Origin of the sequence: Streptomyces sp. NBC_01431, assembly GCF_036231355.1 — a bacterium.
Classification (GTDB): Bacteria; Actinomycetota; Actinomycetes; order Streptomycetales; family Streptomycetaceae; genus Streptomyces.
This window is the reverse complement of the sequence record NZ_CP109496.1, coordinates 4,491,570-4,513,647: the sequence shown is the minus strand read 5'-3', so window position 1 is coordinate 4,513,647 and position 22,078 is coordinate 4,491,570. Positions and strand designations below refer to the sequence as shown.

20 protein-coding genes are annotated in these 22,078 nt (G+C 71.4%); 9 read left to right on the top strand and 11 right to left on the bottom strand.

Going from position 1 to position 22,078, the window contains the following annotated elements; all coding sequences use genetic code 11:
* Positions 1–52: 52 nt before the first annotated feature.
* Positions 53–496 carry an ATP-binding protein gene (locus OG522_RS20845; protein ID WP_329464498.1) on the bottom strand — a complete coding sequence of 148 codons (444 nt, stop codon included), beginning with the start codon at positions 494–496 and terminating at the stop codon, positions 53–55.
* 104 nt (positions 497–600) lie between these two features.
* Positions 601–954 carry an STAS domain-containing protein gene (locus OG522_RS20840; protein ID WP_053728100.1) on the bottom strand — a complete coding sequence of 118 codons (354 nt, stop codon included), beginning with the start codon at positions 952–954 and terminating at the stop codon, positions 601–603.
* Between the two features lie 79 nt (positions 955–1,033).
* Here OG522_RS20840 and OG522_RS20835 point away from each other — a divergent pair, with 79 nt between their 5' ends.
* Positions 1,034–3,511 carry a DEAD/DEAH box helicase gene (locus tag OG522_RS20835; protein WP_329464497.1) on the top strand — a complete coding sequence of 826 codons (2,478 nt, stop codon included), beginning with the start codon at positions 1,034–1,036 and terminating at the stop codon, positions 3,509–3,511.
* On the opposite strand, the gene OG522_RS20830 is transcribed toward OG522_RS20835, so the two are convergent.
* The 7 genes from OG522_RS20830 to ssd form a co-directional block, all read right to left on the bottom strand.
* On the bottom strand, positions 3,453–3,824 hold the full coding sequence (locus OG522_RS20830; protein WP_329464496.1) for an Rv3654c family TadE-like protein: 372 nt from the start codon (positions 3,822–3,824) through the stop codon (positions 3,453–3,455). The genes OG522_RS20835 and OG522_RS20830 overlap by 59 nt on opposite strands.
* A gap of 104 nt (positions 3,825–3,928) precedes the next feature.
* The gene (locus OG522_RS20825; protein ID WP_443074723.1) at positions 3,929–4,258 is read right to left on the bottom strand and encodes a TadE family type IV pilus minor pilin; all 330 of its coding nucleotides are present in this window, start codon (positions 4,256–4,258) and stop codon (positions 3,929–3,931) included.
* A gap of 46 nt (positions 4,259–4,304) precedes the next feature.
* Positions 4,305–4,541: a DUF4244 domain-containing protein gene (locus OG522_RS20820; protein WP_443074722.1), complete on the bottom strand. Its 237-nt coding sequence runs from the start codon at positions 4,539–4,541 to the stop codon at positions 4,305–4,307.
* An 80-nt stretch (positions 4,542–4,621) separates the two neighbouring features.
* Positions 4,622–5,353 carry a type II secretion system F family protein gene (locus OG522_RS20815; RefSeq protein WP_329464494.1) on the bottom strand — a complete coding sequence of 244 codons (732 nt, stop codon included), beginning with the start codon at positions 5,351–5,353 and terminating at the stop codon, positions 4,622–4,624.
* Positions 5,354–5,484: 131 nt separating this feature from the next.
* Positions 5,485–6,378 carry a type II secretion system F family protein gene (locus OG522_RS20810; RefSeq protein WP_329467664.1) on the bottom strand — a complete coding sequence of 298 codons (894 nt, stop codon included), beginning with the start codon at positions 6,376–6,378 and terminating at the stop codon, positions 5,485–5,487.
* 11 nt (positions 6,379–6,389) lie between these two features.
* The gene (locus OG522_RS20805) at positions 6,390–7,526 is read right to left on the bottom strand and encodes a TadA family conjugal transfer-associated ATPase (protein ID WP_329467663.1); all 1,137 of its coding nucleotides are present in this window, start codon (positions 7,524–7,526) and stop codon (positions 6,390–6,392) included.
* 122 nt (positions 7,527–7,648) lie between these two features.
* Positions 7,649–8,752 (bottom strand): septum site-determining protein Ssd, encoded by a 1,104-nt coding sequence (gene ssd, locus OG522_RS20800; RefSeq protein ID WP_329464493.1) that lies wholly within the window; start codon positions 8,750–8,752, stop codon positions 7,649–7,651.
* A 457-nt stretch (positions 8,753–9,209) separates the two neighbouring features.
* Between ssd and OG522_RS20795 the strand changes: the two genes are divergently transcribed.
* Positions 9,210–10,046 carry an HAD family hydrolase gene (locus OG522_RS20795; protein ID WP_329464492.1) on the top strand — a complete coding sequence of 279 codons (837 nt, stop codon included), beginning with the start codon at positions 9,210–9,212 and terminating at the stop codon, positions 10,044–10,046.
* A gap of 494 nt (positions 10,047–10,540) precedes the next feature.
* Here OG522_RS20795 and OG522_RS20790 read toward each other — a convergent pair whose 3' ends face one another.
* Positions 10,541–11,359, bottom strand: a complete 819-nt coding sequence (locus tag OG522_RS20790) for an oxidoreductase (protein ID WP_329464491.1) — start codon at positions 11,357–11,359, stop codon at positions 10,541–10,543.
* Positions 11,360–11,461: 102 nt separating this feature from the next.
* Here OG522_RS20790 and OG522_RS20785 point away from each other — a divergent pair, with 102 nt between their 5' ends.
* Positions 11,462–12,460 carry an ATP-binding protein gene (locus OG522_RS20785; protein WP_329464490.1) on the top strand — a complete coding sequence of 333 codons (999 nt, stop codon included), beginning with the start codon at positions 11,462–11,464 and terminating at the stop codon, positions 12,458–12,460.
* Here the strand turns inward: OG522_RS20785 and OG522_RS20780 are convergent.
* A complete protein-coding gene (locus tag OG522_RS20780; protein ID WP_329464489.1) occupies positions 12,438–13,742 on the bottom strand; it encodes a hypothetical protein in 1,305 nt (434 codons plus the stop codon). The genes OG522_RS20785 and OG522_RS20780 overlap by 23 nt on opposite strands.
* Before the next feature lie 281 nt (positions 13,743–14,023).
* Here OG522_RS20780 and OG522_RS20775 point away from each other — a divergent pair, with 281 nt between their 5' ends.
* The 6 genes from OG522_RS20775 to OG522_RS20750 all read left to right on the top strand — a co-directional run bounded on the left by OG522_RS20775 (position 14,024) and on the right by OG522_RS20750 (position 22,068).
* On the top strand, positions 14,024–16,381 hold the full coding sequence (locus OG522_RS20775; protein WP_329464488.1) for a bifunctional SulP family inorganic anion transporter/carbonic anhydrase: 2,358 nt from the start codon (positions 14,024–14,026) through the stop codon (positions 16,379–16,381).
* Positions 16,382–16,638: 257 nt separating this feature from the next.
* Positions 16,639–18,594: an acetate--CoA ligase gene (acs, locus tag OG522_RS20770; RefSeq protein ID WP_329464487.1), complete on the top strand. Its 1,956-nt coding sequence runs from the start codon at positions 16,639–16,641 to the stop codon at positions 18,592–18,594.
* A 269-nt stretch (positions 18,595–18,863) separates the two neighbouring features.
* Positions 18,864–20,258 carry a Na+/H+ antiporter NhaA gene (gene nhaA / locus OG522_RS20765; RefSeq protein WP_329464486.1) on the top strand — a complete coding sequence of 465 codons (1,395 nt, stop codon included), beginning with the start codon at positions 18,864–18,866 and terminating at the stop codon, positions 20,256–20,258.
* Between the two features lie 75 nt (positions 20,259–20,333).
* Positions 20,334–20,810 carry a phage holin family protein gene (locus OG522_RS20760; RefSeq protein ID WP_329464485.1) on the top strand — a complete coding sequence of 159 codons (477 nt, stop codon included), beginning with the start codon at positions 20,334–20,336 and terminating at the stop codon, positions 20,808–20,810.
* Complete coding sequence (locus OG522_RS20755) at positions 20,807–21,754, top strand: alpha/beta fold hydrolase (RefSeq protein ID WP_329464484.1); 948 nt, start codon at positions 20,807–20,809, stop codon at positions 21,752–21,754. The genes OG522_RS20760 and OG522_RS20755 overlap by 4 nt, the downstream gene beginning before the upstream one ends.
* 116 nt (positions 21,755–21,870) lie before the next feature.
* Positions 21,871–22,068 (top strand): hypothetical protein, encoded by a 198-nt coding sequence (locus tag OG522_RS20750; protein ID WP_329464483.1) that lies wholly within the window; start codon positions 21,871–21,873, stop codon positions 22,066–22,068.
* Positions 22,069–22,078 lie beyond the last annotated feature (10 nt).

Sequence of the window (22,078 nt, the reverse complement as noted above, 5' to 3'; positions counted from 1 at the left end):
AAGAAAAAGGCCCTGCTCAGCAGGGCCCGTCTCAATATCAAAAACAAGTGGATCAGGGAAGCACCGTCGTCGGTGTGGTCGGCCAGCTCATCCGGATGACACCCCCGGACTCGCCGGAGCTGACCTCCACATCGTCCACAAGCCCACTGATGACAGCGAGGCCCATTTCGTCCTCCCCGCTGTCGAGTTCGTCGTCGGGGGCCGGGCCGCGCACACCCGGCACCGCCGAAGCGGAACCGCCCGACCCGGGCACCTCGTCGCCGACCTCGATGGAGAACGTCTTCTCCTCCTCGGTCAGGATGACGCGCACGGGCGCGTCGACGCCGTGCGTACGGTGCAGCCCGACAGCACGGCTGCACGCCTCGCCGACGGCGAGTCTGACCTCGTCGAGCACTGCCTCATCGACCCCGGCCCGGCGCGCCACCGCGGCCGCCACGAGGCGGGCCGTGCGGACGTGCTCGGGCTGGGCACTGAAACGGAGTTCAACGGTGGCCATGGCGATCCCCCTCGAACGTACGGGCGTACCTCTCAGGGGCCCCGGGCCAAACTGCCACCCGGTGCCCCTGTCCTTCCTCCGGAGCCGTCCGCGGACGGCCGCCGTCAGTCGGTCGCGTTGACGGCCTCGTCGACCGAGCCGTGGATCGGGAACACCTTGGTGAGTCCCGTGATCCGGAAGATCTTCAAAATGCGCTCCTGGTTGCAGACCAGGCGCAGGGAGCCCTCGTGCGCACGCACACGCTTGAGCCCGCCCACGAGCACGCCGAGGCCCGTGGAGTCGAGGAAGTCCACGCCCTCCATGTCGACAACCAGGTGGTAGCTGCCGTCGTTCACCAACTCGACCAACTGCTCGCGCAGCTTGGGCGCGGTATACACATCAATCTCGCCACCGACCTCGACGACCGTACGGTCGCCACCAGGGCCGGACACATTGCGAGTCGACAGGGACAGGTCCACGGATCCTCCAGCACCTTGCTATCGAGCGGCCGCTCCCTAGGTCTCCCCGGCGGAGCCAGAGAACGGATCGCCAGCCGCGATGGCATTCAATCACTTACCAGCAGCCATGCACGACGCCTTGGGACCATTGTCCGCTACACCAGTGACACACTCGGTGCCGATGGCCAGGAATCACCGCCCCAGAACACCCGCCGACAGCACGGGTGAACGACCCGACCCCGGCACGGTCCTCGACCGGCTCACCGCAGGGGTGGGCCGGGCTGCGCGCATCACTCATACGGAGCACTTGCCCCCGCGCGCAGGACGTCATGCAGTGTGGCCGCACCTCATCCGCCCGGAAGTGATCAACGCCATCCAGGACGCCGGCATCGATCACCCCTGGGCCCACCAGGCCACCGCCGCCGAGCACGCCCTGAACGGCGAATCGGTGGTGATCGCCACCGGCACGGCGTCCGGCAAGTCCCTGGCCTACCTGGCGCCGGTCCTCAGCACCCTCCTGGACGGCTCCGAGGCCCCGAACGGACGCGGCGCCACCGCCCTCTACCTCGCCCCGACCAAGGCCCTGGCCGCCGACCAGCGCCGCTCGGTGAAGGCCATGGCGGCCCCGCTGGGCAACGCGATCCGGCCCGCCGTGTACGACGGCGACACGCCGGTCGAGGAACGCGAATGGGTGCGCCAGTACGCCAACTACGTCCTCACCAATCCGGACATGCTGCACCTGGGCATACTCCCCTCCCACCCCAGGTGGTCCTCCTTCCTGCGCGCCCTGCGCTATGTCGTCATCGACGAGTGCCACACCTACCGCGGCGTCTTCGGCTCGCACGTCGCCCAGGTCCTGCGCCGCCTTCGCCGCCTGTGCGCCCGCTACGGCGCCGACCCGGTCTTCCTGCTCGCCTCCGCCACCGCCGCCGAGCCCGCCCTCGCCGCGGGCCGTCTGACCGGCCTGCCCGTCGTCGAGGTGGCCGACGACGCCTCCCCGCGTGGCGAGCTGGTCTTCGCCCTGTGGGAGCCCCCGCTGACCGAGCTGCCCGGCGAGAAGGGCGCCCCGGTCCGCCGTACCGCCATCGCCGAGACCGCCGACCTCCTGACCGACCTGGCCGTTCAGGGGGTCCGCACGGTCGCCTTCGTCCGCTCCCGGCGGGGTGCCGAGCTGATCTCCGTCATCACCCAGGAGCGCCTGTACGAGGTCGACCGGGCCCTCGCCCGCCGCGTCGCCGCCTACCGGGGCGGCTACCTCCCCGAGGAGCGCCGCGCCCTGGAGCAGGCCCTGCACTCCGGCGAACTCCTGGGCCTGGCCGCGACCACCGCCCTGGAACTCGGCATCGACGTCTCGGGCCTGGACGCCGTACTGATCGCGGGCTACCCCGGCACCCGAGCCTCGCTGTGGCAGCAGGCGGGCCGGGCCGGGCGCTCGGGCCAGGGCGCGCTCGCCGTCCTGATCGCCCGCGACGACCCGCTGGACACCTACCTCGTCCATCACCCCGAGGCGCTGTTCCAGCAGCCAGTAGAGTCCACCGTCCTCGACCCCGACAACCCGTACGTCCTGGCCCCCCACCTCTGCGCGGCAGCGGCCGAGCAGCCGCTCACCGAGCCCGACCTCGAACTGTTCGGCCCGGCGAGCGCGGCCCTCATGCCCCAGCTGGAGCAGGCGGGGTTGCTGCGGCGCCGTAGCAACGGATGGTTCTGGACCCGCCGCGAGCGGGCCGCCGACCTCACCGACATCCGGGGCGGCGGCGGCCGCCCGGTCCAGGTGGTCGAGGCCTCGACGGGACGGCTGCTCGGCACCGTCGACGCGTCCGCCGCGCACACCGCCGTGCACGACGGCGCCGTCCACCTCCACCAGGGCCGTACGTACCTGGTGAAACACCTCGACCTGGAGGATTCCGCCGCCCTCGTCGAGGAGGCCAATCCGCCCTACTCGACCGTCGCCAGGGACACCACCGCCATCTCCGTCCTGGAAACCGACACCGAGATCCCCTGGGGCGCCGGCCGCCTGTGCTACGGCTCCGTCGAAGTCACCAATCAGGTCGTCTCCTTCCTGCGCCGCAAACTCATCACCGGCGAGGTCCTGGGCGAGACCAAGCTCGACCTGCCGCCCCGCACCCTGCGCACCCGGGCCGTGTGGTGGACGGTCACCGAGGACCAGCTCGATGCCGCCCGCATCAACCCGGAGATCCTCGGCGGCGCCCTGCACGCCGCCGAGCACGCCTCCATCGGGATGCTGCCGCTCTTCGCCACCTGCGACCGCTGGGACATCGGCGGCGTGTCCGTCCCGCTGCACCCGGACACGCTGCTCCCGACGGTCTTCGTGTACGACGGCAACCCGGGCGGCGCCGGATTCGCCGAGCGCGCCTTCCACACGGCCGCACGGTGGCTGACCGCGACCCGCGAGGCGATCGCGTCCTGCGAGTGCGAGGCCGGCTGCCCGTCGTGCATCCAGTCGCCCAAGTGCGGCAACGGCAACGACCCCCTGCACAAGCGGGGCGCCGTCCGCCTGCTCACGGAACTGCTGCGGGGAGCCCCGGAAGAGCCCGTGCCGGCCCCGCCCGCGACCTGACCGTCGGCCCGTACGGACCGAACCTCGCCCGCACCCGTACGTCCGCGATCTCCCCGGCCACCGAACAGCGCACCAACTCGGCCCCCTGAGCACGGGCCACCTCGGCTGCCTTGGCGCAGGCGTCCGGCGAGCCCCACAGGGCCCGGTCGGCTGCGGCGAGCGCGGCCAGGTCGGCGGCGCCGCCGGCCCGGTGCCGGGCGGCCACCACCTGCCCGAGCCCGAGTACGGCGGCGAACACCGCGCACATCGTGGCGGCCGTCAGCGCCACCCAGACCGTGGCGGAACCCCGATCACCACGCCGCGCGCCCCTCACCCACGGACCCAAGAGACCGCGCCCCAGCCGGACCACAGGACCCGCGACCCACCGCCCCGAAAACCCTCCCTCCGGCCAGCCGGCGAGTCCTGCCTCCCAGTGCTTCACGAGGGCTCTCCCAGCGTGTCCTCCGCCAGCGCCGCCGCCTCGGCGCTCAGCGTCAGTGCCAAATGGTGCGGGCCGGGCGTGGCGGACTCGACCCGGACGCGCCACAGGTCCCCGGTGCGTCGCACCGTGACCGTGGCGCCCTTGGGCGCCGCCGACCGGGCCGCCGCCACCGCGACGGCCTCCGGCTCGGAGCGGGCCACCGCGCGAGCCCCGGCCCTGGCCGCGTCCACGCAGCGGATCTCCGCCGAGGCCGCCATCAGCGCCCAGAGCAGCGCCAGCGCGAATCCGACCAGCGCCGGAATCGCCACGGCCGTCTCAGCCGTCACGAAGCCCCGGTCGCCGCGCCACCGCCGACCGCGCTCAGAATCCGGCTCAGAACTGGACATCGAGCGCCTTGGTGATCAGCTGGGTCAACGCCGTCACGACTCCGCCGCTGGTGACGACCTTGTACAGGATCGCCGCGAAGGCACAGGCCGCGAGGGTGCCCACGGCGTACTCCGAAGTCGACATCCCGGCATCTCCCCGCAGCCGGCGCCGCACCGCCGCCCCCCAGAGCCGCATCCGACACTTCACGTCGGCCGTCACCTGATTCATGACCGTGTTGTCCATTTCTTTCAACTCCCTTGATTTATACGGATATTGATGACGATTCAGGTAGATGGTTCGGCCACTCCACGGAGGTCGCACCCTCAGCGTCTGAGCAGCCCGCCCGCGAGACCGATCACCACCGGGGCGACGCCGGCCGCCAGGAACGCGGGCAGGAAGCAGAGGCCCAGCGGGCCGGTGATCAGCACGCCGGCCCGTCTGGCCCGCGCCGAGGCGTCCCTGGTCCGTTCGGCCCGGCAGCGCGCGGCCACCCGGGCGACCGGGACTGCCGAGGGCGATCCCGATGACGCGGCCCGCTCCAGGCACCGGGCCAATTCGGCCGCGCCCGGTATCACCCCCAACCTCCCCCAGGTGGCGGCCGGTTCGCCGCCCATCCGCAGCTCTGCCGCGACCCGCCCCAGCCGTGCCCCGACCGGCCCGTCCAGGGAGGCGCCCACCGCCCCCGCGGCCTCGCGCGGTCCCGCCCCGGCCGCGAGGCACGCGGCCAACAGGTCGGCTGCGAGCGGCAGTTCACGGGCAGCCCGGCACGCCTGCGGCCCGTCGCCCTTCGCCCGGCGCCGACGTCCCCACCTCCAGGTCCCGTAGGCCGCCGCGAGCCCCATCAGTACGCCCCCGATCCCGCCGGTCAGCACATAGCAGGCCACCAACGCGCCCAGCGGAGGCGCCCAGTTCTTTGCTCGGGCCGTCCGGGCGGGGCCCCAGCGCCTGCGCGGAGGCCGGGCCGCAAGAGCCAGCAGCGCGGAGATCCGGCGTCGCACCCCGCGTTCCTCCCGACGCCGCGCGAGTTCCAGGACCGTCCACAGGGCGAGGGCCATTACCCCCCCTTCCACCCCCAGCCTGTGGACAACCTCCGGATGGAAGGGGCTCGCTCCCGTTCCCCGTCCCCACGCGAGCACACCCATCCCCGCCGCCCAGTCCGTCACGAGGGGAGCCGTCGCCCTGAGGCTCACCGCCCCTCCCCCGCCCGCACGATCCGCGCCGCCCAGCACACCCCGGCCGTCTCCAGGACCGCGGCCACCAGCAGGCAGCCGAACCCGGCCGGGGTGTGCAGCAGTACTCGCAGCGGGCCCGCGCCCATCGACGTGCCGAGCAGCAGTCCCAAGGCCGGCAGCAGGGCCAGCAGGAGAACCGTCGTGCGAGGGCCGGCCAGCTCGGCCCGCAGTGCGTCCTGTTGCTCCCGGTCCGCCCGCAGCGCGCTCTCCAGGCGCTCAAGGCCCGAGGCGAGTCCCGCGCCACCGTCGACCGCCACCTGCCAGCAGGCGGCGACCCCGGCGAGCCCTTCGGCACCCGGCTCCCTGGCGGCCTCGCGCAGCGCCGCGGGCACATCGCCGCCGAACGTGGCGGCCGCGACCACCGGCGCTGCCGCCGTACCCAGTGCCGCCGTGTCCCGGGCCGCTGCCGCCAGTGCCTGGCCGGGCTGGCGACCCGCCCGCAACTCCCCGGCCACCGCGGCACACCAGGCGATCACTTCATCGGCCCGCCGCACCCGGGCCCGTTCGCGCTCCCTGGCCCGCAGCCGGCGGCTCACCAGGGGCACCGCCACCGCTCCGGCGACCAGCGGCAGCACCGACCCGCCCAGTAACGCGAGCACCAGTGCCACCGGCAGACACAGCCACTCCAGCCGCATCTTTCGCCACTCTCGGCGCCGTGCTCCCTCAAGAAAACGTCCGAAAGGCGATGCCGTGAACGCGCCACCCACCCCGGCCACATCGGGTGATCCACCGGCCGTGGCCCCCGCTCCGGCGAACATCAGCCGGGCCCGCCGCATCCCCTGGTCCTGTCCTGCCCACAGCCACGCGGCCGCCCCCGCACACATCGCCGCCCAGGCGGGCAGACCCATCCGGAGATCTGTCACAACGCACCCCCGATCAGCGCCCGCAGCCGTTCCCAGCCCGAGTCGCGCACGAATCCCGCCGCGCCCCACCGCAACGCGGGCACCGTCACCACCAGGCCGGCCGCGTCCCGCTCCAGGACGCGCACCTCGGCGATCCGGCGCCGCCCGGTCCGGTCGCGTACGAGGTGGACCACGACCGACAGCGCGGCCGCCAACTGGCTGTGCAGCGCGGCCCGGTCGAGCCCGGCCGCCGTCCCGAGCGCTTCGAGCCGGGCGGGGACGTCGGCCGCGGAATTGGCATGGACCGTGCCGCAGCCGCCTTCATGTCCCGTGTTCAAAGCGCTGAGCAGGTCGGTCACTTCAGCTCCCCGCACCTCCCCCACTACCAGGCGGTCCGGCCGCATGCGAAGCGCCTGGCGCACCAGGTCCCGCAGGGTCACCAGGCCGGCACCCTCCTGGTTGGCGGGCCGCGATTCCAGGCGTACGACATGGGGATGGTCGGGCCTCAACTCGGCGGAATCCTCGGCCAGTACGATCCGCTCGCCCGCTCCGACCAGACCGAGCAACGTCGACAACAAGGTGGTCTTGCCGGTGCCGGTTCCGCCGCTCACCAGGAACGACACCCGGGCCTCGATCAGTGCCCGCAGGAACTGTTCGCCATCGGGCGGCACCGTTCCCGCCGAGGTGAGTTCGGCCGGTGAGAACGCCCGCGGCCGCACCACCCGCAGCGAGAGGCAGGCCGAGCCGACGGCGACCGGCTCCAGGACGGCGTGCATCCGGGTGCCGTCCGGCAGCCGGGCGTCAACCCAGGGCCGGGCGTCGTCCAGGCGCCGGCCCGCCACCGCGGCGAGCCTATGGGCGAGGCGACGCACGGCCGCCGGGTCGGCGAAGCGGACCCCCGTCAGTTCGAGTCCGCCGCCCCGATCCACCCAGACCCGGTCGGGTGCGGAGACCAGCACGTCCGTCACCTCTGGATCGGCGAGCAGCGGCTCCAGCGGCCCGGTGCCCACCAGCTCGGACCGCAACGCCTCGGCTCCGCCCAGTACTTCGGCGTCTCCGAGCAGCCTGCCCTGGGCGCGCAGCGCCGCCGCGACCCTGGCCGGTGTGGGCTCGGCCCCGCTCTCCGCCAGGCGCTGGCGCACCGCGTCGAGCAGCGGCGGCCCGGCGCCCCGCGCCGCCTGCCCCCCGGGCGGCGCCCCGCCACCGGCCGATGGGCTTCCGCCCGCCCCAGCCCGGCCCACCGTGGACGAAGACGTACGCGCATCGCGCACCCCGTTCACAGGACCGCTCCACCCGTACGGCCGCCCGCGAGCGCCTGGCTCCAGAAGGCCGTGCAGAACCGGGCCAGCGGCCCGCGTGGCGCGCCGCCCGGCGGCGACCCGTTCTCCTGGGCCTCCAACAGGCCGGGCTCCGGCGGCAGTTCACCAGCGAGCGGTAGACCCAGCGCGTCGGCCACCCACTGTTCGTCGAGGCCGCAGGCGTACGGGCCCCGGACCACCGCGCGCAGGTCGCGCAGCACCATGCCGACCGACGACGCGACCCGGTTAGCCGCGGCGACCGCGCGCAACTCGGCCGGGACCACGAGGAGCCCCAGGTCCAGCTGGGCGAGCGCCTCGACCACCGCGTCGTCGACGCGGCGCGGCAGGTCAACGACGACCACCCCGCCCCGTCTGCGGGCTGCCGCGAGCACCGCACGCATCGCCTCGCCCGGAACCACGACCGAGTCTCCCCGGTCCCAGCTCAGCACCCTCAACTGATGCAGATGCGGCAGCGATTCCTCCAGGGCGCCACCGGCGACCCGTCCTCGCGAAGCGGCGAAATCCGGCCATCGCCGGCCGCCGGCCTGCTCCCCGCCGAGCAGCACATCGAGGCCGCCGCCGAGCGGATCGCCGTCGATCAGCATGGTGCGCTGCCCGGACCTGGCGGCGGTCACCGCCAGGGCGCAGGCCAGCGTCGACGCCCCGGCGCCGCCGCGTCCGCCGATCACTCCGACGGTCAGGGCGGGACTGCCCACGCCTTCGGCGGCGTCCGCGATGCGGTCGACGAGCCACGGTTCCGCGTCGGGCAGCCGCAGCACGTGATCCGCGCCGAGCTCGACCGCGGCCTGCCAGACGCCGGGGTTGTCCTGGTCCCGGCCCACGAGCAACACCCCGCGCCTGCGCGCCGATCCGAGCAACCGGGGCGCGGCGTCGTCGCCGACCAGAACCAGCGGCGCGCTCTCCCAGCCGCCCCTGCGGTCGGGCACCCCGTGGCACACTTCGGGCTCGGCACCGGCCGCGGCGCACAGCCGCAGCAGATCGTCGAGCAGTTCCTCGTCCTCGGTCACGATCAGCGGTCCGCCGCGCCGTCCCTCCGCGCCCGGCGGCCGTTCGGATGCCATGACTCCATCCACGATTTCCGCCCCCTCTCACTGCGATTCCTGCGTCCGCGTACTTCGCGAACTGGAATCACGGTGGAGGGAGACTCGGAATAATGTGGATCTTGATCCAAAACTGTGGACAACTACCCCCGTTGTGAATATCCCGTTCACCTATACCGGTGACTTCCGGAGAGCAGCGCAACCATTACGCACAGTAACGAGTCTCAGCAGTCGGAGATCACCGCGTTCGGGGCGGAAAGAGGGGGACTGCGGTCGGGTCCGAGGGCCGAAAACGCGTCCGGACATGCGACGACCCCCGCCGGGGGGGAGAGCGGGGGTCGTCCCCACGGTCGACTCGGGGGGGGAGGAGTCGGACCGGGTTAGCACGGTCGCGAACGATCCGTGACTTCCATGGTGTACCCGAGAGCCTTCTCAGGCAAACCCACACGCCCCAGCTTACGCCGAATGGTGGGCGCCTATGCTCGGGCTCGTGGAAAACCACTCGCTGCCGCGTACCGCCGCCTTCTTCGACCTGGACAAGACAGTCATTGCCAAGTCGTCGACGTTGACCTTCAGCAAGTCCTTCTATCAAGGAGGACTGATCAACCGCCGAGCCGTACTGCGCACCGCGTACGCGCAGTTCGTATTCCTCGCCGGCGGTGCCGACCACGACCAGATGGAGCGGATGCGTGAGTATCTGTCCGCGCTCTGCAAGGGCTGGAACGTGCAGCAGGTCAAGGAGATCGTCGCCGAGACCCTGCACGACCTGATCGACCCGATCATCTACGACGAGGCCGCCTCCCTCATCGAGGAGCACCGCGCCGCGGGCCGCGACGTGGTCATCGTCTCGACCTCGGGCGCCGAAGTCGTCGAGCCGATCGGCGAACTCCTCGGCGCCGACCGGGTGGTGGCCACCAGAATGGTCGTCGGCGACGACGGCTGCTTCACGGGCGAGGTCGAGTACTACGCCTACGGCCCGACGAAGGCCGAGGCCGTGAAGGAACTGGCCGCGTCCGAGGGGTACGACCTGGCGCGCTGCTACGCGTACAGCGACTCGGCGACCGACGTGCCGATGCTGGAGTCGGTCGGCAATCCCCACGCCGTCAATCCGGACCGGGCCCTGCGCCGCGAGGCGAACGCCAGAAAGTGGCCGGTTCTCGTCTTCAGTCGACCGGTCAGCCTCAAGCAACGGGTGCCCGTCATCAAGATGCCGCCGCGACCGGCCCTCGTGGCCGCGGCCGCGGTCGGCGCGGCCGCCGCGACCGCCGGTCTCGTCTGGTACGCCAGTCGGCGCCGCGCGGCCGCCTCGACCTGAGGCCCGCGGGCCAGGGCGGAGGGCCCCCGCCCCAGGCCCCGCCCCCGCCCCTGGCCCGCGGACCGCGAGGGAGCGCCCGAACGGGGACGCCTGAAAACAGACGTCCGCTTTGCACCTGTTTGAAGCTAAAAGTAAAGAACTGGGGTCAGGGGTTTCGCTTCCTGGCGGACGGGAGTAGAAAGGACTCAACGGCCCGCGAGACCTGGGACATCCGAGAGGATCACCTTCTACGCAATAAAGGCCCCACGGACCGAGCATGGAAATCGAGCACCCACGCGACGTCGACCCGTCGATTACGGGCCAGCCGCACCAGGTGAACGGGCAGAGAATCCCGGCCTGATGGGCAACATTCGAGGACGCTTGGTAACCCGGTGGACATGCCAGCGGCGGTATCGGACATCGATACCGCCGCAACCCTTTTCCGGGCCCCGAAGGCAGCCACCCGGCCACGGCCGCAGGCGGCTACCCGGCCACGGCCCGCAGGCAGGAACCGGCTACGCGGCGCCGCGCTGGAGCGCCTCGCACACGGCCGTCGACTCGCGCACGCCGAGCTCGACCGCCTTCCCGCAGTGGGTGATCCAGGCCGCCATCCCCTCCGGCGTGCCCGAGGCGTAGCCGTCGAGCGCCGCCGCGTAGGCCGCCCGCCCAAGCTCCGCATGGCCGACCTCGGCCGGACAGATCGCCTTGGGGTCGAGGCCGCTGCCGATGAGCACGATCCGCTCGGCGGTCCGGGCGACGAGCCCGTTGCAGGAGGTGAAGGGCCGCAGGGCGAGCAGCTCGCCGTGCACGATCGCCGCGGTCACCAGGGCGGGAGCCGAACTGCCCGCGATGATCAGCTGGGAGAGTCCTTCGAGGCGGCCCGCCACCTCGTCCGCGTCCGGCAGCGGGAGTTCGATCAAGGGCTCGTCGACGCTTTCGCCGTCCTGGCGCGGCCGGCCCACCGCGTCACCGGCGTCCGCGGCCGCGACCAGGTGCAGCCGGGCGAGCACCCGCAGCGGCGACTGCCGCCAGATGGACAGCAGTTGGCCCGCCTCCGCGGACAGCCTCAGAGCCGCTCCGACCGTGCGCGCCTCGGGCTCGCTGCCGAAGTCGGTGCGCCGCCGCACCTCTTCCAGCGCCCAGTCCGCGCCGGACAGCGCGGCGCTGCCGCGGGCCCCGCGCAGCGCCGCCTCCGAGGCGATCTCGTTGCTGCGGCGCCGCATCACGCGGTGCCCGTACACCCGGTCCACGGCCTTGCGCACAAGGTCCACGGCGTCCGGGACGCCCGGCAGCCCGCCGAGGGCGACAAGAGGGTCAGCGGCGTTCGTACTCATAAGTAGGGAGGCTACGCGTCCGCAAGCCCCGCCCCACCTTCGAGTGGTCTTCTTCACTCACCTTGCATACTGACAGCCACATTGCGATTACCGTTGGTGAACATGAAGATCGCTTTCGTGGGGAAGGGCGGCAGCGGCAAAACCACGCTGTCCTCGCTCTTCATCCGTCACCTCACCGCCAACGAGGCCGCCGTCGTCGCGGTCGACGCAGACATCAACCAGCACCTCGGGGCAGCGCTCGGGCTCGACGAGGCGGAGGCCGCGGCCCTGCCCGCGATGGGGGCGCACCTCCCGCTCATCAAGGAGTACCTGCGCGGCACCAACCCGCGGATCGCCTCCACCGACACGATGATCAAGACGACTCCGCCGGGCGAGGGCTCCCGGCTGCTGCGGGTGCGCGAGGCGAACCCGGTGTACGAGGCGTGCGCGCGCCGGGTCCGCCTGGACGACGGGGACATCCGGCTGATGGCGACCGGCCCGTTCACCGAGTCGGACCTGGGGGTCGCCTGCTACCACTCGAAGGTCGGCGCGGTCGAGCTCTGCCTGAACCACTTGGTGGACGGCGCGGACGAGTACGTCGTCGTGGACATGACGGCGGGGTCGGACTCGTTCGCCTCGGGCATGTTCACGCGCTTCGACATGACCTTCCTGGTGGCCGAGCCGACCCGCAAGGGCGTCTCGGTCTACCGCCAGTACAAGGAGTACGCCCGGGACTACGGGGTCGCCCTCAAGGTCGTCGGCAACAAGGTGCAGGGCCGGGACGACGTGGACTTCCTGCGCCAGGAGGTCGGCGAGGACCTGCTGGTCACGGTGGGCCACTCCGATTGGGTGCGCGCGATGGAGAAGGGCCGCCCACCGCGCTTCGAGCTCCTGGAGGCCGACAACCGGCTCGCCCTCCAGACGCTCCAGAACGCCGCGGACGACTCGTACGGCAACCGGGACTGGGCTCGCTACACACGGCAGATGGTCCACTTCCACCTGAAGAACGCGGAGAGCTGGGGCAACGCCAAGACCGGGGCCGACCTGGCCGCGCAGGTCGACCCCGGGTTCGTACTGAGCGAGGGGCTGGTCGCCGAGGTCAGCGAGCCGCAGCCTGCCTGATGGCCGACTGGGACGCCCCGGGCTTCAGCGGGGCGACCGGCCGCACCGGGACCCCGGGCTGGGCGGCCTCCAGGGCCGCCCAGCCGCCCTTGGGGGCCTCGCCCACCTTGAGCATGCCGAACTTGGCGAGCACGGCCGGGTCCTGCGCGTCGAGCCAGTCGGCGAGCTGGCGGAACGAGACGCAGTGGACGTCGCGCTTGTTGCACACCGTCTTGATCGTGTCCTCAACGGCGCGCATGTAGGCGCCACCGTTCCAGGACTCGAAGTGGTTGCCGATGATGAGCGGGGCGCGGTTGCCGTCGTAGGAGCGGGCGAAGGCCTGGAGCAGGCCGTCGCGCATCTGGTTGCCCCAGTACTCGTGCTGATCGGCGTCACCGGTCATCGCGTTGGACTGGTTCATGTAGAAGTTGTAGTCCATGGACAGGGTCTGGAAGTCGCGGCCCGGGACCGGCACCAGCTGCATCGACAGGTCCCAGACGCCGTTGGGGTTCTTCTTGGGCCACACCTGGTCGTTGACACCGCTGGTGTCGTAGCGCCAGCCCAGCTCGCCCGCGGCCTTGACGAAGTTCTTCTGGCCTTCGAGGCATGGGGTGCGGGCGCCCACGAGTTCCTTGTCGTAGTCGAACGGCAGCGGCGCCTCGGTCTTCAGGCCCGAGTTCGTCTTCCAGTTCTTCACGAACGACCTGGCCTGGGCGATCTCGCTCTTCCACTCGTCCACCGACCAGGTGCCGACGCCTCCGTCGGGGCCGCAGTAGTGGCCGTTGAAGTGGGTGCCGATCTCGTTGCCCTCCTCCCACGCGGCCCGCAGCTGGGTGACGGTGTCCTTGATTCCCTTGAGGTCGTTGAAGCCGATGTCCGAGCGGCCCGGGGAGTGCTTGGGCGCGGTGTACAGGTTCGCCTTGTCCTCCGGGAGCATGTACACGCCGCTCAGGAAGTACGTCATGGTCGCGTTGTTCTCCTTGGCGACCTCCCTGAAGTGGGAGAAGAGCCGCTGGCTGTCCTCGCCCGCGCCGTCCCAGGAGAACACCACGAACTGCGGCGGCTGCTGTCCCGGTTTCAGCCTCTGCGGTTTGAGCAGGTGCGGCTGGAGCCCGGTGTACGCGGTTGAGCCGTCGCCGATGAGATGCGGGGCGAGGTTGGGGGCCGCGGCGCCCGGTCTGCCGCCGGGGGCGCCCGGCTTGGTCTGGGCGGGACCCGAGGAGCAGCCCGCGGCACCGGCGGCCAGTGCCGCGGCGATGACACCGACAGCGATCCTCTTCGTGGCGTGCGTGGCGGCGATCATCCGCCCACCTCTTCCTTGCGGTTATGTGCGTTGAATGCCGTCACGGCGCCGCAAAAGTCGCACGCACAGTCGGGGGCTGCGGTACGACAAGCCGAACGAAAAGCTGATTATTCACCCTTGAGGGTGAATCATTGCCCTAATTGCCCCAAACGCGACACATCACCCTTTACCTTGCATTACGATTCATTTACCGAGAGTTGAGAATCCCGCCGCTGCAATGCCGTGACCCACGGCCGCGACCCACGTTCCGCGACCGCGCCGCCCCGGAGGAGACGGGAACCATGCCTGCCTGCGTCCCCAGTCGCACCCAGCCCCCAGCTCACCCGCCCCGCTTCCGGCGACCGCACCGCCCGCCCCCCTCGGGAGCCGGACCCAGGCGCCGCCGCTTCACCATCCCCGGCGCCGACCTCTCGGCGTCCATCACCGTCTTCCTGCTCGCCGTCCCGATGTCGCTCGGCCTCGCCGTCGCCATCGACGCTCCGCTCGAAGCCAGCCTCATCGCCGCCGGCATCGGCGGAATCGTGGCCGGTCTGCTCGGCGGCTCACCGCTGCTCGTCAGCGGTCCGTCCGCCGGACTGACCGTGGTGTCGGCCGAGTTGATCCAGACCTACGGCTGGCGCACCACCTGCGCCATCACCGTGGGCGCGGGCCTGCTCCAAGTCGCCCTGGGTTCACTGAAGACGGCGCGCTCCGCGCTGGCCGTCAGCCCCGCCATCGTGCACGGCACTCTGGCCGGCATCGGAGCCGCCATCGCGCTCGCCCAGCTGCACATCGTCCTCGGCGGCTCGCCGCAGAGCGCCGCCATCGACAACGCCCTCGCGCTGCCCGGCCAGTTGACCAGGGTCGGCCCCGCCGCGCCCCTGGTCGGCGCGCTCACCATCGCCGTACTGCTGCTGTGGCCGCGCATCCCGGGGCGTACCGGAAGGGCGCTGCGCCGGATCCCCGCCGCGCTCGCGTGCGTGGTGGTCGCCACGGGCGTCGCAGCGCCGACCGCGCCGCACATCGCGCGGGTCGAGCTGCCCTCCTGGGACGCGCACGTGCTGCCCGAGCTGCCGCACGGGCCGGTGCTCCAGCTCGCCACCGCGGTGCTCACGGTGACGCTGGTCGCCAGCCTGGAGTCGCTGCTCTCGGCGGTGGCCGTGGACCGGCTCGGCGCCGAACGGCCGGGCGGCGCGCATCCCCCGCGCGCCGACCTGGACCGGGAGCTGCGCGGGCAGGGCATCGCCAACGCCGTCTCCGGGCTGCTCGGCGGCATGCCCGTCTCCGGCGGCGCGGTGCGCGGGAGCGCCAACGTCCGTGCGGGCGCAACCAGTCGGGCCTCCACCGTGCTGCACGGGGTGTGGGTGCTGCTCGCGGCCGGGCTGCTCGTCTCCGTACTGGAGTGGATCCCGCTGGCCGCGCTGGCCGCGCTCGTCATGATGGTCGGCATCCAGATGGTGAACTTCGCCCACATCCGCAACGTCCACAAGCACCGCGAATTCCTGGTTTACGTGGCGACCGTCGCAGGAGTGCTCGTCCTCGGCGTGCTCCAGGGCGTGGTCATCGGGATCGCGGTGGCCGTGGTCGTTGCGCTGCACCGGCTCGCCCGGACCCGCATCATCGCGCACGAGGAGGCCGAGGGCAGGTATGTGCTGCGGGTGCGCGGCCAGTTGACGTTCCTCGCCGTGCCCCGGCTGACCCGGGCGCTCGCACACATCCCCCAAGGAGCCGACACTGTGGTCGAGTTGGACGGGTCGTTCATGGACCATGCCGCCTTCGAGGCGCTTCAGAGCTGGCAGGACGGGCACACCGCACGCGGTGGCCGGGTGCGGATCGCCGGGCGGGCGGGGGCCGGGTCCGCCCCGGCGAAACCCGCCGCCCGGCCGGGGACCGCCGATCCCGCCTCCGCCGCGCACACCTGCTGCCGCCCCTGGACGCCGTGGCGCAACCACCACTGCCACGAGCAGCCGCCGCAGCGCACCCTGGGACACCAACTGACCAGCGGGCTCAGCTCGTTCCAGCGCAACACCGCGCCCCTGGTACGGGACGAACTGGCCCGGCTCGCCCGCGAGGGCCAGCGTCCCCAGCAGCTCTTCATCACCTGCTCGGACTCCCGCCTGGTCACCAGCATGATCACCTCCAGTGGGCCGGGCGACCTGTTCACCGTGCGCAACATCGGCAACCTGGTGCCCCCGCCGGGCACCGAGAGCACCGACGACTCGGTGGCGGCGGCGATCGAGTACGCGGTGGACGTGCTCCAGGTCGAGTCGATCACCGTCTGCGGGCACTCGGGCTGCGGTGCGATGCAGGCACTGCTCAACAGCAGCCCCGGCGCGCCGATGACACCACTGCGGCGGTGGCTGCGGCACGGGATGCCGAGCATGGAGCGGATGGCGAACCGGCGGCATTCCTGGGCGCGGATCGCCGGGCGGCTGCCCGCGGACGCGGTGGAGCAGCTCTGTCTGACCAATGTCGTCCAGCAGCTGGATCATCTGCGGCGGCACGACTCGGTGGCGCGTGCCCTCGCCGCGGGCACCCTCTCACTGCACGGCATGTACTTCCATGTCGGCGAGGCGCAGGCCTACTTGCTCGTCGCGGATGACGCCTCGGAGGTCTTCGAGGGGGTCGGCCCCGCCGCCCTGGAGGAGTCACCCGCCTGACCCTGCGGCCGCCCGCAGACCACCCGCCCGCGGACCACCTGTCCGAAAGCGACCGTCCGAACCTGTCCCTTTTCGTGCCCGTGAGAACGTATGGCCTCCCCGTGACGGGGGAGGCCATACGTGCGCCACGCCGGTGACCAGGACCCTCTACAGGTCTAAACCAATTTCCTGGAGACTCTTGTCACCCGGCCGTCGGCCTGATGAGCTATGGCCTGGGACACATAGGCACATAGGACGCCCTGGGAAAGGGAGATGTCGTGAGTAACGAAAGCCTGGCCAACCTGCTCAAGGAGGAGCGGCGGTTCGCGCCGCCCGCCGAGCTGGCCGCGAACGCCAACGTGACGGCGGAGGCGTACGAGCGGGCCGAGGCGGACAGGCTGGGCTTCTGGGCCGAGCAGGCCCGGCGCCTGACCTGGGACACCGAGCCGACCGAGACCCTCGACTGGTCCAACCCGCCCTTCGCGAAGTGGTTCGCCGACGGCAGGCTGAACGTCGCGTACAACTGCGTCGACCGCCATGTCGAGGCCGGAAACGGCGACCGGGTCGCCATCCACTTCGAGGGCGAGCCCGGCGACAGCCGCTCCCTCACCTATGCCGAGCTCAAGGACGAGGTGTCAAGGGCCACCAACGCCCTTATCGAGCTGGGCGTCCAGGCCGGCGACCGGGTCGCGGTCTATCTGCCGATGATCCCCGAGGCGGCCGTCGCGATGCTCGCCTGCGCGCGCATCGGCGCCGCGCACTCCGTGGTCTTCGGTGGCTTCTCGGCCGACGCCGTCGCCTCCCGCATCCAGGACGCCGACGCCAAGCTCGTCATCACCGCCGACGGCGGCTACCGGCGCGGCAAGCCGTCCGCCCTGAAGCCCGCGATCGACGATGCCGTCGCCAAGTGCCCCCAGGTCGAGCACGTCCTGGTGGTCCGCCGCACGGGCCAGGACACGGCGTTCACCGAGGGCCGCGACGTGTGGTGGCACGACATCGTCGCCCGCCAGTCGGCGGAGCACACGCCCACCGCCTTCGACGCCGAGCACCCGCTGTTCATCCTCTACACCTCGGGTACGACGGGTAAGCCGAAGGGCATCCTGCACACCTCGGGCGGCTACCTCACCCAGGCCGCGTACACCCACAACGCGGTGTTCGACCTGAAGCCGGAGAGCGACGTCTACTGGTGCACCGCCGACATCGGCTGGGTCACCGGGCACTCGTACATCGTCTACGGGCCGCTCGCCAACGGCGCGACCCAGGTCATGTACGAGGGCACCCCGGACACCCCGCACCAGGGGCGGTTCTGGGAGATCGTGCAGAAGTACGGCGTGACCATCCTCTACACCGCGCCGACCGCGATCCGTACGTTCATGAAGTGGGGCGACGACATCCCCGCCAAGTTCGACCTGAGCAGTCTGCGGATCCTGGGTTCGGTCGGCGAGCCGATCAACCCCGAGGCGTGGATGTGGTACCGCAAGCACATCGGCGCCGACAAGTGCCCCATCGTGGACACCTGGTGGCAGACCGAGACCGGCGCGATGATGATCTCGCCGCTGCCCGGCGCCACCGAGACCAAGCCGGGTTCCGCCCAGCGCGCGCTGCCCGGAATCTCCGCCACCGTGGTGGACGACGAGGCGCACGAGGTTCCCAACGGCGGGGGCGGCTACCTGGTCCTGACCGAGCCGTGGCCGTCCATGCTGCGCACCATCTGGGGCGACGACCAGCGGTTCATCGACACCTACTGGTCGCGCTTCGAAGGCAAGTACTTCGCCGGTGACGGCGCCAAGAAGGACGACGACGGCGACATCTGGCTGCTCGGCCGCGTCGACGACGTGATGCTGGTGTCCGGCCACAACATCTCCACCACGGAGGTCGAGTCCGCGCTCGTCTCGCACCCCTCGGTGGCCGAGGCCGCCGTGGTCGGTGCGGCCGACGAGACGACCGGGCAGGCCATCGTCGCCTTCGTGATCCTGCGCGGCAGCGCCGCCGAGTCCGACGGCCTGGTGGAGGAGCTGCGAGCCCACGTGGGCTCGGCGCTCGGCCCGATCGCCAAGCCGAAGCGGGTGCTGCCGGTGGCGGAGCTGCCCAAGACCCGCTCGGGCAAGATCATGCGGCGCCTCCTTCGCGATGTCGCCGAGAACCGTGAGCTGGGAGACGTCACGACCCTGACCGACTCCTCGGTGATGGCCCTGATCCAGACCCAGCTGCCGAGCGCCGCCAGCGAGGACTGAGCAGCGGAGGTACGCCGCCGAAGGGGCCCGGCCGGGGTTGCGGCCGGGCCCCATTCGCGCGCCTTCCGCCGGGCCCCTTTTCGCGCGCCTTATGTCCGCTCTACCCCTAAAGTGATGATCACCGGATCCACCCCGGCGTATGCACCGTTTCGTAAAGTTAGGTAAAGTAAGGAAAGCGTCAACGATGCGACAAGAAAGTCAGGTGCGCCGGGAAGTCTGGTCGGCAACGTGCTGAGTCATGCCCGCCGAACCGACCGGAGGTCGCCCCCGTGGCCATACCCACCCCCAGCAAGCGCAAGTTCCTCGGACGCCTCTCGCTCCCCGAGCGCAACTTCGTCGCGGAGGCGCTGCGCGCCGAGACCGTCGGCGGCGTCCTGCTGCTCGTGGCCGCGATCATCGCCCTGATCTGGGCCAACACCTTCAGCTCCGGGTACGAATCGGTACGCGACTTCCATCTGGGCATCGGCTCCCTGGGTCTCGACCTCTCCGTGGAGCACTGGGCGGCCGACGGGCTGCTCGCGATCTTCTTCTTCGTGGCCGGCATCGAGCTCAAACGCGAACTCGTCGCCGGCGAACTGCGCGACCCCAAGGCTGCCGCCCTGCCGGTGATCGCGGCCGTGTGCGGCATGGCCGTGCCCGCGCTCGTCTACACGCTGGTGAACGTCGTCGGCAACGGCTCCCTCGGCGGCTGGGCCGTACCGACCGCCACGGACATCGCCTTCGCGCTCGCCGTCCTCGCGGTCATCGGCACCTCGCTGCCCTCCGCGCTCCGCGCCTTCCTGCTCACCCTCGCCGTCGTCGACGACCTCTTCGCGATCCTGATCATCGCCGTCTTCTTCACCAGCAGCATCAACTTCGCCGCCCTCGGCGGGGCCGTCCTCGGGCTCGCCGTCTTCTGGCTGCTGCTCAGGAAGGGCGTGCGGGGCTGGTACGTCTACGTCCCGCTCGCCCTCGTCATCTGGGGGCTGATGTACAACAGCGGCGTACACGCCACCATCGCCGGTGTCGCGATGGGCCTGATGCTCCGCTGCCACCGCATCGACGGCGAGGAACACTCCCCCGGCGAGCACATCGAGCACTTGGTGCGCCCGGTCTCGGCCGGCCTCGCGGTGCCGCTGTTCGCACTCTTCTCGGCCGGCGTCTCCATCAGGGGCGGCGCGATCGCCGACGTCTTCACCCGGCCCGAGACGCTCGGCGTGGTGCTCGGCCTGGTCGTCGGCAAGGCAGTCGGCATCTTCGGCGGCACCTGGCTCGCGGCCCGCTTCACCAAGGCCGAGCTCAACGATGACCTGGCCTGGCCCGACGTCTTCGCCGTCGCCTCGCTGGCCGGCATCGGCTTCACCGTCTCGCTGCTCATCGGCGAACTCGCCTTCGGCGGCCAGGACAAGCTGACCGACGAAATCAAGGCGGCCGTCCTGATGGGCTCGCTGATCGCGGCCGTGCTGTCCTCGGTCCTGCTCAAACTGCGGGTGCGCACCTACAAGGCGCTCGTCGAGGACGAGGAGCGCGACGACGACCAGGACGGCATCCCCGATGTGTACGAAATGGACAAGCCGGAGTACCACCTGCGGATGGCGGCGATCTACGAGAACAAGGCGGCCGAGCACCGCAGGCTGGCCCAACTCGCGGGGGCGGGGCGCGATGACGGCGACAGTGCGACATGATCTGATCACGGCCCTGCGGGATCCGCAGGGCCCGTCCGACCCGTCGGTAACCGAGATGAGAAGAGGGAATCAGCGATGAGCGACCCCAGCCACAACGCCGGCAGCGCCGAACGCAGCCTCGGCCAGCTGGTCGCCGCCGCGACCGCCGAGATGTCCGCCCTGGTGCACGACGAGATCGCGCTGGCCAAGGCCGAACTGCGGCAGGACGTCAAGCGCGGGGCGACCGGTGGCCTCGCCATCAGTACGGCCGGCGTGTTCGTGCTGTTCTCGCTGCCGGTGCTGAGCTTCGCGGCGGCGTACGGGATCCACAATCTGGGGCTCGGGCTCGCCTGGTCGTTCCTGATCGTCGGCGGGGCGTTCCTGCTGCTCGCGGCGGTGCTCGGGCTGCTCGCCGTGGCCAAGTTCAAGAAGGTCAAGCCGCCGGAGAAGTCGATCGCGTCGGCGAAGGCGACGGCCGCCACCCTCCAGGGAGTCAAGCCGCATCCGCGCCCGGCCACCCTCCAGGGCACGGTCACCGAGGCCTCCCCCGCTGTGGCACGCTCGTCTGCATGACCGAACCCGAGCCCGGTACCGGAAGCCCTGGCGGCACCGGCAGCCCCGTCCGCATCGATGGTCCCTGGACCCACAGGGACGTGGCGGCCAATGGTGCGCGCTTCCACATCGCCGAACTCGGCGACGGGCCACTGGTGTTGCTCCTGCACGGCTTCCCGCAGTTCTGGTGGACCTGGCGCCATCAGCTGACCGCGCTGGCCGACGCCGGGTTCCGGGCGGTGGCGATGGACCTGCGCGGTGTGGGCGGCAGCGACCGCACCCCGCGCGGCTACGACCCGGCCAACCTCGCGCTCGACATCACCGGGGTCATCCGCTCGCTCGGCGAGCCCGACGCGGCCCTCGTCGGACACGACCTGGGCGGCTACCTGGCGTGGACGGCGGCCGTGATGCGCCCCAAGCTGGTGCGCCGGCTCGTGGTGTCCTCGATGCCGCACCCCCGGCGCTGGCGCTCGGCGATGCTCGCCGACATGAAGCAGACCACGGCCGGCTCCTACGTCTGGGGGTTCCAGCGGCCGTGGCTGCCGGAGCGTCAACTGGTCGCGGACGACGGTGCGTTGGTCGGCCGACTCGTACGGGACTGGTCGGGCCCGCGCCAGCCCGAGGACGAGGCCGTGGAGACCTACCGGCGCGCCATGTGCATCCCCTCCACCGCGCACTGCTCGATCGAGCCGTACCGGTGGATGGTCCGGTCGATGGCGCGACCCGACGGCATCCAGTTCAACCGGCGGATGAAGCGCCCCGTGCGGGTTCCGACGCTGCATCTGCACGGCTCGCTCGACCCGGTGATGCGGACCCGCAGCGCTGCGGGCTCCGGCGAATACGTCGAAGCGCCCTACCGCTGGCGGCTGTTCGACGGTCTGGGGCACTTCCCGCACGAGGAGGACCCGGTCGCGTTCTCGGCCGAACTGATCAACTGGCTGAAGGATCCGGAACCGGACCGCTGAGTTCCGGTGACGCCGCGGGAACTCTTGTCCTACGAACAGCCAAATGCCTGGCGCATAGGCCAATTGGCCGCCGCCGAGGCGGTTACCGACCATGGGCCCCGGGCACACGTCGAGGTATGGGCTGGACGCACGACTACGGTGACGCAGCACGCAACCGCCGAACGGCCGCAGGGCCGGTCTCGTACGAGAGGGGCGGCCCGCAGGGGCAGGGGCTGCAACACCCCTCCCCGGAATCCCAGGAGGTGGGCATTCCGCGCATCCTGCGGCGCCGGGCCCGCTGGGTCTCGGCCCGGCTGCGGCATACGCGCACCTAGGCGTATGCGG

Excerpts from the sequence above, each read along its gene's own strand:
- OG522_RS20815 (WP_329464494.1), bottom strand. The coding sequence starts at position 5,353 with ATGGCCCTCGCCCTGTGGACGGTCCTGGAACTCGCGCGGCGTCGGGAG.
- OG522_RS20780 (WP_329464489.1), bottom strand. The coding sequence starts at position 13,742 with ATGATCGCCGCCACGCACGCCACGAAGAGGATCGCTGTCGGTGTCATC.
- OG522_RS20760 (WP_329464485.1), top strand. The coding sequence starts at position 20,334 with ATGAGCGACCCCAGCCACAACGCCGGCAGCGCCGAACGCAGCCTCGGC.
- OG522_RS20790 (WP_329464491.1), bottom strand. The coding sequence starts at position 11,359 with ATGAGTACGAACGCCGCTGACCCTCTTGTCGCCCTCGGCGGGCTGCCG.
- OG522_RS20750 (WP_329464483.1), top strand. The coding sequence starts at position 21,871 with ATGGGCTGGACGCACGACTACGGTGACGCAGCACGCAACCGCCGAACG.
- OG522_RS20795 (WP_329464492.1), top strand. The coding sequence starts at position 9,210 with ATGCTCGGGCTCGTGGAAAACCACTCGCTGCCGCGTACCGCCGCCTTC.
- OG522_RS20810 (WP_329467664.1), bottom strand. The coding sequence starts at position 6,378 with ATGGGTCTGCCCGCCTGGGCGGCGATGTGTGCGGGGGCGGCCGCGTGG.
- OG522_RS20785 (WP_329464490.1), top strand. The coding sequence starts at position 11,462 with ATGAAGATCGCTTTCGTGGGGAAGGGCGGCAGCGGCAAAACCACGCTG.
- OG522_RS20845 (WP_329464498.1), bottom strand. The coding sequence starts at position 496 with ATGGCCACCGTTGAACTCCGTTTCAGTGCCCAGCCCGAGCACGTCCGC.
- OG522_RS20775 (WP_329464488.1), top strand. The coding sequence starts at position 14,024 with ATGCCTGCCTGCGTCCCCAGTCGCACCCAGCCCCCAGCTCACCCGCCC.
- OG522_RS20755 (WP_329464484.1), top strand. The coding sequence starts at position 20,807 with ATGACCGAACCCGAGCCCGGTACCGGAAGCCCTGGCGGCACCGGCAGC.
- ssd (WP_329464493.1), bottom strand. The coding sequence starts at position 8,752 with ATGGCATCCGAACGGCCGCCGGGCGCGGAGGGACGGCGCGGCGGACCG.
- OG522_RS20820 (WP_443074722.1), bottom strand. The coding sequence starts at position 4,541 with ATGGACAACACGGTCATGAATCAGGTGACGGCCGACGTGAAGTGTCGG.
- OG522_RS20835 (WP_329464497.1), top strand. The coding sequence starts at position 1,034 with ATGGCATTCAATCACTTACCAGCAGCCATGCACGACGCCTTGGGACCA.